Source organism: Corynebacterium sp. AOP40-4SA-5 (assembly GCF_052377355.1).
GTDB lineage: Bacteria > Actinomycetota > Actinomycetes > Mycobacteriales > Mycobacteriaceae > Corynebacterium.
Genome location: NZ_JBQSWS010000009.1, coordinates 47,808 through 60,840 on the forward strand (window position 1 = coordinate 47,808; position 13,033 = coordinate 60,840).

The following is a 13,033-nucleotide window of genomic DNA, read 5'->3' on the forward strand; positions in this document are numbered from 1 at the left end:
CGATGTCCACCAGCGCGGAATTCTCCGCACGCCTGATCTCCCAGACCACGTTCACCCCGCCGCAGGACGTGCCCTGGGAGCCGTCGCCCACCGGCGGTGACGCCTCGAACCTCGTGGAGTTCGCCGGACGCGCCTGCTACGAGACGTGGGACCGTCCGAACCCGCACACGGCGGCGAACGACGCCTACGTCCGGCACATCCTGGACGTGGGGCACCTGAGCCTCCTGGAGCACGCCTCGGCGGGGGTGTACCTGCGTGGGGTGTCCCGCTCGTGTGCGCACGAGATCATGCGCCACCGTCACTTCTCCTTCAGCCAGCTCTCGCAGCGTTACGTGCCGCAGGAGCAGTCCGCGGTGGTGGTGCCCGACGTCATCGCCGAGGACCCAGAGGTCGCCGAACTGCTGCTGCACGCCACCGACGTGGCGCGCGACGCCTACGACGAGCTCCTCGAGGCCCTCGAGGAGCGTGCCTCGGGCGAGACGAACTCGGTGCTGCGTGCCAAGCAGGCGCGTCAGGCGGCGCGTGCGGTGCTGCCCAACGCCACCGAGACGCGTTTCGTGATGACGGGCAACATGCGCTCCTGGCGTCACTTCATCGGCATGCGCGCCGCCGAGCACGCGGACCCGGAGATCCGCCGGGTGGCGGTGGAGTGCCTGGGGCTGCTCAGGACGGTCAGCCCGGAGATCTTCGACGATTTCACGGTGACCGAACTTCGCGACGGCACGACCATGGCGACCAGCCCTTACGTGGCCGACATCTGAGCGCCACGGCGCGCCGGAGGGGGTCCTGGTACACATCGGGGCCCGTGGGCGGTAACCTATGCTGACATGAGCACAGGTATGACAGCGACAACAGGCGCCGAGATCTTCGGCACGGTCTCTGTGGCGATGGTGACGCCCTTCACGAAGGACGGCAGCATCGACCTGGACGCCGGCGTATCCCTGGCGGGACACCTGGTGGACCAGGGTTGCGACGCTCTTGTTCTGAGCGGCACCACGGGTGAGTCACCCACGGTCCGCCCCTCGGAGAAGATCGACCTGCTCAAGGCAGTCCGTGCCGAACTCGGCGACAGCGTGAAGCTCGTCGCCGGCAGCGGAACCTACAGCACCGCGGAGTCCGTGGAGCTGTCGAAGGCGTCCGCCGACGCTGGCGCGGACGGTCTGCTCGTGGTCACCCCGTACTACTCCCGTCCGAGTCAGGAGGGGCTCTACCAGCACTTCAGCATGGTTGCTGATGCGGTGGACACCCCTATCTGCCTCTATGACATCCCGTCCCGCACCGTGGTCCCGATCGAGTCCGACACGATTCGTCGACTCGCCGACCACCCCAACATCCAGGCGGTGAAGGACGCCAAGGGCGACCTGCCCGCGGCGATGCAGCTGCTGGAGGAGACGGACCTGGCGTGGTACTCAGGGGATGACCCGTTGAACGTGCCGTGGCTCGCCGTGGGGGCGACCGGCGTGATTTCCGTCATCGGACACGTCGCGGCCCCGCAGCTGCGCGCACTCCGCGACGCCGTCGACGCCGGTGACATCACCGGCGCCCGGACGATCGCCAACCGCCTGACCCCGCTGACCCGTGCCCAGGCCCGGCTCGGAGGGGTGGCTTTCGCCAAGGCGGCACTCAAACTTCAAGGAATCGAGGTGGGCGCACCGCGCCTCCCGATCATCGAACCCACGCCGGACGAGTACGACCGGCTGGCAGAGGACCTGCGTGACGCAGGAATTTAAGGACAACATGACTGAGAATCGTTCCCGGGCACGCAAGGTGACCCGGAAGGCCGCTCCGCCGAGCGCTGACACCAGCGCAGCGGACGTGAGCACCACCTTCAACGACGGTGGCCAGGCCAAGGCCGCAGCGGCCGAGCAGGCCAGCTCCGCCGAGCAGGGTGGCAACACCGAGCAGGCGGGCTCCGCCGAGCAGGGTGGCAACAACAACGGTGGCGGCAACCGCACCCGTTCGCGCCGTTCCCGCGGCCGTGGCAACTCCGGCAACGGTGGCGGCAACAACAACGGCGGCGGCAACGGTGGAAACGGTGGCGGCAACAACCGCAACCGTGGCAACGTTGGCGGCAACCGCAACAACAACAGCGGCAACAACAACGGTGGCGGCAACAACCGCAACCGTGGCAACCGTGGTGGAAACAACGGCGGCAACAACGGTGGAAACCAGGGCGGCGGCCGCCGTGGCACCGTGCAGACGATGCAGGGTGCCGACCTCACCCAGCGTCTGCCCAAGCCGCCGGCAGCGCCGAAGGACGGCATGCGCATCATCGCGCTCGGCGGTATCTCCGAGATCGGCCGCAACATGACCGTCTTCGAGTACCACAACCGCATCATCATCATCGACTGCGGCGTGCTCTTCCCGTCCTCCGGTGAGCCGGGCGTGGACCTGATCCTGCCGGACTTCTCCTACCTGGACGACAAGTGGGACCGCGTCGAGGCCCTGGTGGTCACCCACGGTCACGAGGACCACATCGGTGCGATCCCGTGGCTGCTCAAGCAGAAGGCCGACCTGCCGATCCTCGGCTCGCGGTTCACCTGCGCCCTCATCGCGGCGAAGTGCCAGGAGCACCGTCTGCGTCCGAAGCTGATCGAGGTCGACGACACCTCCCACGAGAACCGTGGCCCCTTCGACATCCGCTTCTTCAACGTCGGCCACTCCATCCCGGAGTGCCTCGGTGTCGCCCTGAAGACCGGCGCCGGCATGATCGTGCACACCGGTGACGTGAAGCTGGACCAGACCCCGGCCGACGGCCGTCCCACGGACCTGCCGGCACTGTCGCGCTTCGGCGACGAGGGCATCGACCTGTTCCTGTGCGACTCCACCAACGCGACCACCCCCGGTGTGTCGCCGTCGGAGGCGGCGATCGGCCCGAACCTGCGCCGTATCGTCACCGAGGCCAAGCAGCGCGTGATCATCGCGTCCTTCGCGTCCAACGTCGCCCGCGTGCAGATGGCGGTCGACGCCGCCGTCGCCGCCGGCCGCAAGGTCGCCTTCAACGGCCGTTCGATGATCCGCAACATGGAGATCGCCGAGCGTCTCGGCCTGTTGACCGCCCCGCGCGGCACCATCGTCCAGATGGACGAGGCCGCCCGCATGGCACCGCACAAGGTCGTGCTGATCACCACCGGTACCCAGGGTGAGCCGATGGCCGCGCTGTCGCGCATGGCGCGTCGCGAGCACCGGCAGATCACCGTGCGTCCGGGCGACCTGATCGTCCTGTCCTCGTCGCTGGTCCCCGGCAACGAGGAGGCCGTCTTCGGCGTCATCAACATGCTCTCGCAGATCGGCGCCGAGGTCATCACCGGCAAGGACGCCATGGTGCACACCTCCGGCCACGGCTACTCCGGTGAGCTGCTGTTCCTGTACAACGCCGCCCGTCCGCGCAACGCGATGCCGGTGCACGGCGAGTGGCGCCACCTGCGCGCCAACCGCGAGCTGGCCATCTCCACGGGTGTCGCCCGCGACCACACCGTGCTCGCGCAGAACGGCGTGGTCGTCGACCTGGTCAACGGTCAGGCCTCCGTGGTCGGCCAGATCCAGGTCGGCAACCTCTACGTCGACGGCGTCACCATGGGTGACGTGGGAGCCGAGGAGCTCGAGGACCGCACCGCGATGTCCGAGGGCGGCCTGATCTCCGTGACCGTGGTCGTGGACAACCGCACCGGCCGTCCGCTGGAGGATCCGCAGGTCCAGGCCCGCGGCTTCTCCGACGCGTCGAAGGACATGATGCGTCAGGTCGCCGAGCTGGTCGACAACGTGATGCTCGACCAGTCCGGCTCCGGCGAGACCGACCCGTACCGTATGGCGCAGACGCTGCGCCGCAAGGTCGCGAAGTTCGTCAAGGACAAGTGGAAGCGCGAGCCGTTCATCGTGCCCACCGTGGTCCCGATGACGAGCGAGATCGTCGAAGAGCTCGACCCGGAGGACCACGTCCCCTCCCTGTAGTCCGGTAGAGCCGGCTCGACCGGTACAACCGGTACTCCGCACACGGTCCGCCCGGACCCGGCGTAGCATCGTGAGACATGACAGTCTCCCACGATGAACGCCTGGCCCTGGCGGACCTTCTGCTGTCCCTGGGCCCCGATGAGCCCACGCTGTGCGAGGGGTGGGCGACCCGTGACCTCGCCGTGCACCTGGTGCTGCGCGAGTACCGTCCGGACGCGATGGCCGGGATGTTCCTGCCGCCGCTGGCCGGGCACCTGGATTCGATGACCTCCCGCTACGAGGGGCGTCCTTTCGAGGAGCTCGTGGAGCTCTACCGCAACGGCCCGCCCGTGTGGAACCCGATGCGGCTGGGCGACCGGTTCATCAACCTGGGCGAGAATTTCGTCCACCACGAGGACGCCCGCCGTGGGGGAGGGGAGTGGACCCCGCGTGACCTGCCCGCGGGCACGAGGGACACGCTGTGGCGCGCGGTGTCGCAGATGGCACGCGGGCTGATCCGCAGCTCCGGGGTGTCGGTCACGCTGGTGCGTACCGACGGTGCCGGGGAGTCGGTGACCGTGGGAAACACGTCCCCCGGGGTGACCGTGACCGGTGAGGCCGGCGAGCTTCTCCTGTGGATTTACGGAAGGATCAAGGCCTGTGATGTGACCGTGGAGGGCAATGAGGAGGACGTGCGCCGGGTCAGCCTGTAAGTGGGGTTTCGTCGGTCGCCCGGCAAATGTCACGGATGTGACGCGTGTTGCGACTGTTAATGGTGGGGTCGCCGGGCTAAACTGGCGCGCATGTCAACGACCAGTCGCACGCGTACCTCTCCCGGGACCTCCTCCCGGCGCTCCACTGGGCGTTCCACCCGTCCGTCCGGCAACGCACCCAAGCGCGCCGCGACGCAGACCAGACGGATGCCGTCCTACGACACGACCGACTTCGAACGAACCGGCGGCGCGTTCAGCGCCGTGGGGTCGTCGGTGGGGTCGATGTTCGGCGGCATGTCCCGCGGTATCGGTGGGCTCGCACGCAAGTTGTCGGTGAAGACGCCCGACGCCCCGGACGACGCCTACGGCGATGACGGCGGCCAGGGCAGCCACGACGCCGCCGAACTGCCCACGACCGTGATCGACAGGGCCTCCGGCGGCAGGAAGAATACCGGCACCAAGAAAGCTGGCACCAAGAAGAAGACCGCACCGAAGGGAGTGGACAGGCACGTGGAGGACGACAGGACGGCGTCCGGCGCAGGTAGCGACGTGACCGAGGACGACGACCGGGACCAGCTCGGCGACGCGCCGCGCGAACGCGTGGGAGGCGGCGCCGACGGCCCGGCCCTCGGCGCCCTCGCCCTCGCGCTCATCGTCGCCGGGACGTCCTGGTTCGGCGTCGGCGGCACCGTCGGCGGCGGCATCGACTTCGTGCTGACCTACCTCATCGGTGCCGCCGCCCTGCTGGTCCCGGTGCTGCTGGCAGCCACGGCCTGGATCCTCATGGTCGGCGTCGACACCACCCAGCACTCCCGGCTGCGCCTCGGCGCCGGCATCGGAATCATCGTGCTGGCCGTCCTGGGCATCATCCACATCCTCGCCGGACAGCCCGGCACCGTGGAGGGACGGGCGTCCGCCGGCGGCATCGTGGGCCAGTTCGTCGGCACACCCATGGCCGTGGGCTTCAGTGAGTACGTCGCGGTCCCGCTGCTGCTGATGGTCATCGTCTACGGCGGCCTGCAGCTCACCGGCATGACCGTGCGCCAGCTCGTGTCCTCGCTCGCCGGCTGGCTGGGCTACCGTGCCCGCAGCCGGGCCGGTTCCCAGGGCGACGGTGGCTACGACGGCTACGGGGACTATGACGACTACGGCGACGAGGACTACGACGAGTACGCCTCCGTCGACCGCGAACTCGACGACGCCGTGCGCCAGGACCGCGCCCCGCGTTCCACCTCCGCGATGAGCAGGACGCGACGCGCCCCTGCATCCGCTGGGTCCGCTGCGTCCGCCGAGACCCGCGCGGCCCGCCGCCCGTCGCCGATGGACAACTACCCGGTGGACTCCAACTCCAACTCCAGCTCCAGTTCCGACGACCAGGCGACCCTGGTGTTCCGGGGCAAGAGCCCGCAGGAGCTGGCGGACCCGGGTGCCCCGGTCGAGGACGACGACCTCCAGGCGCCCACCGTCGGTGGTGCGGCACCTGCCACCCGTGGCTCGCGCCCGGCCGCGACCTCGGGTATCGACGACGACCTCTTCGGCGAGGACTCATCCTCCGCAGCTTCTGCTGCCCCCGCCGCGAAGACGCCCGCACCCAAGACCCCTGCGCCGGCGAGCCCGGTGCCCGCGGTGGCGCCGGTGGCGGCACCCGCGGCTGCGGCGGCTGCGGCGGCTGGCGCGGCTGGCGCAGCTGGCGCTGCTGCGGCGGCTGGAGCCGGTGCGACCCGCACCGCGCCTGCGGCGTCCGGGCAGTCCGCCGCGGACGACCGCGAGGAGACCCGCCGCCGTATCCTCGCGCGCTCCGGCGCCGACCCGGACGCCGCGAGCGCCTCGGCGGCGTCCGGTGCGTCCGGAACGTCCGGGGTCGAGGAGACCCCGCCCGTGGCCGACGTGACCTCGGCCGAGTACCTCCTGCCGTCCACCGAACTGCTGGTCCCCGGTGAGGCCGCCAAGACCCACAGTGAGGCCAACGACCGGATGATCGAGGCGATCACCGAGGTCTTCGCCGAGTTCAAGATCGACGCCCAGGTCACCGGCTTCTCCCGCGGACCCACCGTGACCCGCTACGAGATCGAGCTCGGCCCGGGTGTGAAGGTCTCCAAGATCACCAATCTGCAGTCCAACCTCGCCTACGCCGCGGCCACCGACAACGTGCGGCTGCTCACCCCGATCCCGGGCAAGTCCGCCGTGGGTATCGAGGTGCCCAACAGCGACCGCGAGATGGTCCGCCTCGGCGACGTGCTCAACGCCCCCAACGTCCACGACGACCCCGACCCGATGCTCATCGGGCTGGGCAAGGACATCGAGGGCACCTTCGTGGCGCACTCGATCCAGAAGATGCCGCACCTGCTCGTCGCCGGTTCCACCGGTTCCGGTAAGTCCGCCTTCGTCAACTCCCTGCTGGTGTCCGTACTGACGCGCGCGACACCGGAGGACGTGCGCCTGATCCTCATCGACCCGAAGATGGTGGAGCTGACCCCCTACGAGGGCATCCCGCACCTGGTGACCCCGATCATCACGCAGCCGAAGAAGGCCGCCGCCGCCCTGACCTGGCTGGTCGAGGAGATGGAGCAGCGCTACATGGACATGAAGTCCACGCGCGTGCGCCACATCAAGGACTTCAACCGCAAGGTGAAGTCCGGTGAGATCACCACGCCCGCCGGCTCCGAGCGCGAGTACCGCCCGTACCCGTACATCGTCTGCGTCGTCGACGAGCTCGCCGACCTGATGATGACCGCGCCCAAGGAGATCGAGGACGCGATCGTGCGCATCACCCAGAAGGCCCGTGCCGCGGGCATCCACCTGGTGCTCGCCACGCAGCGTCCCTCCGTGGACGTGGTCACCGGCCTGATCAAGACCAACGTGCCCTCCCGCCTGGCCTTCGCGACGTCGTCGCTCACCGACTCCCGCGTGATCCTGGACCAGGGTGGTGCGGAGAAGCTCATCGGCATGGGCGACGGGCTGTTCATCCCGCAGGGTGCGGGCAAGCCGCTGCGCATGCAGGGCGCGTTCGTCACCGATGAGGAGGTCCAGGCCGTGGTCGACGCGGCCAAGGACCAGGCCGAGCCCGACTACACCGACGGCGTCACCGAGGACAAGGCCGCCGAGGCGAAGAAGGACATCGACCCGGACATCGGCAACGACCTGGAGGACCTGCTGCAGGCCGTGGAGCTCGTGGTCACCAGCCAGTTCGGCTCGACCTCCATGCTGCAGCGCAAGCTGCGCATCGGCTTCGCCAAGGCAGGACGCCTGATGGACCTCATGGAGACCCACGGGGTCGTCGGCCCGTCCGAGGGGTCCAAGGCCCGCGACGTGCTGGTCAAGCCCGAGGAGCTGGACACCATCGTCTGGATGCTCAAGGGGGCAGACCCGGCCGAGGCGCCGAAGGACGCGCAGGGCGAGGCCGATGTCTGGGGCGACGAGTACGGCGAGGACGACTACGCGCAGGACGACTACGCCGCCGTCCCCACCGCCGATACCGCCGCTGCCGGCAGTGCGTCGGCCGGTGACACCCCGGGCGGCTACCCGGACCAGGACAGCGACCCCACCGGGGAGATCCCCGTGGTCCAGGCGCAGGACGAGCCGCGCGTGGTGCGCGCCGACCCGTCCGGTACCGCCGGCGTGTTCTAGGGCTCCTCGTCCCGCGTCGTCGGGAGGGACACCCGGGGCGGGCTTCTGGTATAGTCCTGAGAAGTCAGGAGGGGAGTACCCCGCCCACGGCACTGATCGTCAACACGGCGACCGTCATCGGTCCCCGGTCGTGCCGGCCACCAGGAGTGACACTGCTGGTGGTGGGGGAGACCTCCGGTCCACCTAGCCGACCGGAGGTTTCGACCCGTCATGGAAGTTAACGCCCTCACCTGGATCATCACCATCGTGGTGATCGCAGGATTCTTCGTCTTCGACTTCTACGCCCACGTGCGTACCCCCCACGCCCCCACCATCAAGGAATCTGCCTGGTGGAGCCTGTTCTACGTCGCCCTGGCCTGCTGCTTCGGGGTGTTCCTCTGGTTCACCTGGGGTGAGCCCGGCGACCCCCACGTCCACGGGGTGGAGTTCTTCACCGGCTACGTCACGGAGAAGGCGTTGAGTGTGGACAACCTCTTCATCTTCGCCCTGATCATGGGCACGTTCAAGGTGCCGCGGGAGTACCAGCAGAAGGTGCTGCTGATCGGTATCGCCCTGGCGCTGGTCTTCCGCGGTATCTTCATCGCCTTCGGTGCCGCCGCCATCGACGCCTGGTCGGACGTGTTCTACATCTTCGGCATCTGGCTGCTGTGGACGGCGTTCAGCGTGGTCCGCGACGAGGTCTCCGACAAGCCGGAGAAGGACCCCAGCGACATGAAGCTGATCAAGACGCTGAACAAGGCCGTTCCCGTGGCCGACGAGTACCACGGTGACAAGCTGTTCGTGCGTCGGCTCGGCAAGTTCGCCGTGACGCCTCTGCTGGTCTGCCTGGTGGCGATCGGCATGACGGACCTGATGTTCGCACTGGACTCCATCCCGGCGATCTACGGCATCACCCAGGAGCCCTACATCGTGTTCACCACCAACGCCTTCGCGTTGCTGGGTCTGCGACAGATGTACTTCCTGCTGGACGGACTGCTCGACCGCCTGGTGTACCTGCCCTACGGCCTGGGCGTGATCCTGGCCTTCATCGGTGCCAAGCTGATTCTGCACGCCCTGCACGAGAACGGCCTGCCGTTCATCAACGGTGGCGAGCCGGTGCTGGGTGCCCCCGAGGTGGAGACGGTGACGTCGCTGATCGTTATCGTCGGCGTCCTGGCCGTGACGGTGATCGCCAGCCTGCTGAAGTCGCGCCACGACGCGGGCAAGGACGACGGCGAGGCGGACGGCGAGGCGGACGGCGAGGCGGACGCGACCGAGGAAGACTCCGGGACCTCCGTAGAGTCCGCTGGCAACCGCTGATGTCGGGCCCCGTCGGTGTTACCCCCGACGGCCGTACTGGGTAGGATGTGAAGGGTGCAAGAGACTCAGCACGAGATGCAGAACAGTGACGATCGCGGCCCCCACGGCACCATGACCGGTGCGCGGCGGTCGCAGTTCGGTCGCGCCGTCCACCGGTTCAACCTCCCCAACGTCCTGACCACCGTGCGGATCATCCTGATCCCGGTGTTCGTGTGGCTGCTCATCGCGGCAGGGCCGTTGCAGGGTGAGCGGGACCTCGACCACGCCCTGCGGTGGTGGGCCCTGGTGGCCTTCTGCGTGCTGATGGCGACCGACCAGCTGGACGGGTTCCTCGCTCGGCGCTACGAGGTGATCACCGACTACGGCAAGCTCGCCGACCCCATCGCCGACAAGGCGTTGATGATCTCGGCGATGGTCTCGCTGAACATCCTCGGCGACCTGTGGTGGTGGGTCACGGTGGTGATCGTGGTCCGTGAGCTGGGTATCACGGTGTGGCGCATGGTCCTGGCCCGTCGGGGCAAGGTCGTGCCGGCCTCCAAGGGCGGCAAGTTGAAGACGGTCCTGCAGACGCTCGCGGTCGCCATGGTGATCGCCCCGCTGCCGGAGTGGACGAACTGGCTGACGTACCCGCTCGTGGGCCTGGCCGTGCTGGTGACCGTGGTCACCGGGGTGCAGTACCTGCTGGATTCGCGTAACCGTGCCGGTGCCGACGGCGCCCCAGGTGCCGCACATGCCTGAGGCAGGGGGCTCGGCGCTGCCGGGGATCCTGGCGCGTCGACTGGTGACCGCCGCGACGTCCGCCGGGTTCACGGTGGCCACCGCGGAGTCCCTGACGGCAGGGGCGATCGCCTCGACGGTGGCGGACATCCCCGGCGCCTCGGCGGTGCTGCGTGGAGGTCTCGTGGTCTACGCCACCGACCTCAAGGCCAGCCTGGCCGGCGTGGATGAGGAATTGCTGGACGCCAGGGGACCGGTGGACCCGGACGTCGCCCGGCAGCTCGCCCGCGGTGCGGCCACCCGTTGTGGTGCTGACATCGGCCTCGGTGTGACGGGCGTGGCCGGGCCGGACAGTCAGGACGGACACCCGGTCGGTGAGGTCTACGTGGCAGTGTGGTCCGCCCCTCGTGCCGGGGAGGAGGCCATCGACCACGTCGTGTCACTGACGGAGGCTGACCTCGGCTCCCCGGGACCCGCGGGGCCCTCGCGACGCGACGTACGCGCTGCCGCCGCGTCCCGCGCGCTCTCCCTCGCGATTGACGCGGTGGACGCACTGGACGCGCTCAGCGCGGTCGCCGACGATTTCTGAGACGCTCCGGCCCGTCCGGCTCGTCGCGAAGGCAGGACGCCGCCGTCGTCGTAGTCTAGACTTGGCGGGAACAAAAACGGACCCCCAACCGTTGGAGACGGTAATGGCAAAGCACACTTCGGTACTCGAGAAAGAACGACCCGACGTCGACCTGGCGGGCGTGGACGCGGTGTCCACGACGCTCGCCGAACCGCTCCTGCGTGAGGCCCTCGGCGCGACGTTGCGCGGCTTCCGTGAGGACTCCCACCGCACGCTGCGGGAACTGGCCGTGGCCGCCAACGTGAGCCCCGGCTACCTCTCCGAGCTGGAGCGGGGCCGCAAGGAGGTCTCCTCGGAGCTGCTGGCGAGTGTGTGCGTGGCCCTGGGGATCCGGGTGTCCCAGGTGATCATCGAGGCCGCCGCGATGATGGCGTTCGACGCGGCCGCGGCGGAACTGACCGCCGCCACCCCGGTCGAGCCGGTGTCCGCCGCCGCGCGCTGATATACTTTCGTGGTTGACATCTAGCTGTCACGCACCGACCCTGCGACCTCATCGCCCCGTCCGAAGGAGACGTTCAGACTCATGGCAAACCCGTTCTCTAAGGCCTGGAAGTACCTCATGGCGCTGTTCGACTCGAAGATCGAGGAGAACGCCGACCCGAAGGTGCAGATCGAGCAGGCCATCCGTGAGGCGCAGAACCAGCACCGTCAGTTGTCGCAGCAGGCGGCGGCCGTCATCGGCAACCAGCGTCAGCTGGAGATGAAGCTGAACCGTCAGCTCGCCGAGATCGAGAAGCTCCAGTCCAACACCAAGCAGGCGCTGACGTTGTCGGACAAGGCCCGGTCCGAGGGCGACAACCAGAAGGCCGTGGAGTACGAGAACGCCGCCGAGGCCTTCGCCGCCCAGCTCGTCACCGCCGAGCAGTCGGTCGAGGACATGAAGCAGCTGCACGACCAGTCGCTGCAGCAGGCGGACCAGGCCAAGAAGGCCGTGGAGCGCAACTCGATGCAGCTGCAGCAGAAGGTGTCCGAGCGCACCAAGCTGCTCAGCCAGCTCGAGCAGGCGAAGATGCAGGAGAAGGTTGCGGACTCGCTGCAGTCCATGGACCGGGCCGCCAGCGCGGACTCGCCGAACCTGGACCAGGTCCGCGAGAAGATCGAACGCCGTTACTCCAACGCCCTCGGGCAGGCCGAGCTGGCGGAGAACTCCGTGCAGGGCCGGATGGCAGAGGTCGAGCAGGCCGGCGTGCACATGGCCGGTCACTCCCGCCTGGAGCAGCTGCGTGCGGAGATGGGTGGCGGAAACTCCGGACAGAACGCCGTGTCCGGCTCGGGCTCGCAGCAGGCGATCAACCAGGGGCAACCCCAGGCACAGTCGGTGAATAACGACGCCGTCGCACAGAAGATGCGCGAGCTCCGGGGGGAGTAGGCTTCGTCACATGGTGACCCCGCCCGACGACAGCTCCCGTAGGGAGGCACGCGGGGAGGCCCGTGGCGACGGGGGACATGCGCTGCGGGCCTCGACCGTGGACAGGGAGCGCGTCCTCGCTGAATTGTCCGAGGCAACCGCCCGCGGGCAGATCGACCTGGGGGAGTTTGACGAACGTTGCGCGGCCGCGTGGAGCGTTGGTTCGCGCGCGGACCTCGCCGCACTGCTCGACGACCTCGTCGTCGATCCGATGGCCGTCGTCGCGGGCACGTCCCGCCGCAACGCGGGCGCCCCGCCCGTCCGTCGACCGGGGTCGGCACTCGCCACGTCCGGCGACGCCAGGTTCACCGGGGTACCGGGCTCGGCGTGGTCGGTCGCGGTGATGTCCGGGGTGGACAAGAAGGGGGAGTGGGCCTGTGCTCGGGCCCACCGGGTGGTCGTCGTGATGGGAGGCGCGCTGCTTGACCTGAGGAATGCCGTCTTCGAGTCCCCGGAGACCGTCGTCACCGTCACCGCGGTGATGGGCGGCGTGCAGATCCTGGTCCCGGAGGACGTCCGGGTGGTTGAGCACGGGTTCGGGTTGATGGGTGGCTTCGGCAGCGCCCGGTCCAGGTCGGTCCGACTACGCGAACGTGATCTGCCGCCCGACGCACCCGTGGTGCGGGTGCGTGGCATCGCCGTGATGGGTGGCGTCGAGGTCAAGACGGTGCCGCGGCGGGCCGCCGGGGAGATCTCGGCGCCGTAGTGGTG

Annotated in this window: 11 protein-coding genes; all 11 read left to right on the forward strand. The window is 68.9% G+C overall.

Annotated features, from left to right (window positions below; genetic code table 11):
- The first annotated feature begins 2 nt into the window (after nucleotides 1–2).
- Complete coding sequence (gene thyX / locus ACT3S3_RS07315) at nucleotides 3–761, forward strand: FAD-dependent thymidylate synthase (RefSeq protein WP_301444239.1); 759 nt, start codon at nucleotides 3–5, stop codon at nucleotides 759–761.
- 66 nt (nucleotides 762–827) lie between these two features.
- The gene (gene dapA / locus ACT3S3_RS07320; RefSeq protein ID WP_444626538.1) at nucleotides 828–1,730 is read left to right on the forward strand and encodes a 4-hydroxy-tetrahydrodipicolinate synthase; all 903 of its coding nucleotides are present in this window, start codon (nucleotides 828–830) and stop codon (nucleotides 1,728–1,730) included.
- A 7-nt stretch (nucleotides 1,731–1,737) separates the two neighbouring features.
- On the forward strand, nucleotides 1,738–3,951 hold the full coding sequence (locus ACT3S3_RS07325; RefSeq protein ID WP_444626539.1) for a ribonuclease J: 2,214 nt from the start codon (nucleotides 1,738–1,740) through the stop codon (nucleotides 3,949–3,951).
- A 77-nt stretch (nucleotides 3,952–4,028) separates the two neighbouring features.
- The gene (locus ACT3S3_RS07330; protein WP_444626541.1) at nucleotides 4,029–4,643 is read left to right on the forward strand and encodes a TIGR03085 family metal-binding protein; all 615 of its coding nucleotides are present in this window, start codon (nucleotides 4,029–4,031) and stop codon (nucleotides 4,641–4,643) included.
- 90 nt (nucleotides 4,644–4,733) lie between these two features.
- The gene (locus ACT3S3_RS07335) at nucleotides 4,734–8,270 is read left to right on the forward strand and encodes a DNA translocase FtsK 4TM domain-containing protein (protein ID WP_444626542.1); all 3,537 of its coding nucleotides are present in this window, start codon (nucleotides 4,734–4,736) and stop codon (nucleotides 8,268–8,270) included.
- Between the two features lie 210 nt (nucleotides 8,271–8,480).
- Entirely contained in the window at nucleotides 8,481–9,569 is a 1,089-nt protein-coding gene (locus ACT3S3_RS07340; protein WP_444626544.1) for a TerC family protein, read from the forward strand.
- 111 nt (nucleotides 9,570–9,680) lie between these two features.
- Nucleotides 9,681–10,307, forward strand: a complete 627-nt coding sequence (gene pgsA / locus ACT3S3_RS07345) for a CDP-diacylglycerol--glycerol-3-phosphate 3-phosphatidyltransferase (protein ID WP_301443442.1) — start codon at nucleotides 9,681–9,683, stop codon at nucleotides 10,305–10,307.
- Entirely contained in the window at nucleotides 10,300–10,875 is a 576-nt protein-coding gene (locus ACT3S3_RS07350; RefSeq protein ID WP_301443440.1) for a CinA family protein, read from the forward strand. The genes pgsA and ACT3S3_RS07350 overlap by 8 nt, the downstream gene beginning before the upstream one ends.
- Nucleotides 10,876–10,978: 103 nt before the next feature.
- Nucleotides 10,979–11,356, forward strand: coding sequence for a helix-turn-helix domain-containing protein (locus tag ACT3S3_RS07355; RefSeq protein WP_301443439.1), 378 nt, complete (start codon nucleotides 10,979–10,981; stop codon nucleotides 11,354–11,356).
- Between the two features lie 81 nt (nucleotides 11,357–11,437).
- Nucleotides 11,438–12,283 (forward strand): PspA/IM30 family protein, encoded by an 846-nt coding sequence (locus tag ACT3S3_RS07360; RefSeq protein ID WP_301443438.1) that lies wholly within the window; start codon nucleotides 11,438–11,440, stop codon nucleotides 12,281–12,283.
- Between the two features lie 10 nt (nucleotides 12,284–12,293).
- Nucleotides 12,294–13,028 (forward strand): DUF1707 SHOCT-like domain-containing protein, encoded by a 735-nt coding sequence (locus ACT3S3_RS07365; RefSeq protein WP_301443437.1) that lies wholly within the window; start codon nucleotides 12,294–12,296, stop codon nucleotides 13,026–13,028.
- Nucleotides 13,029–13,033: the final 5 nt, after the last annotated feature.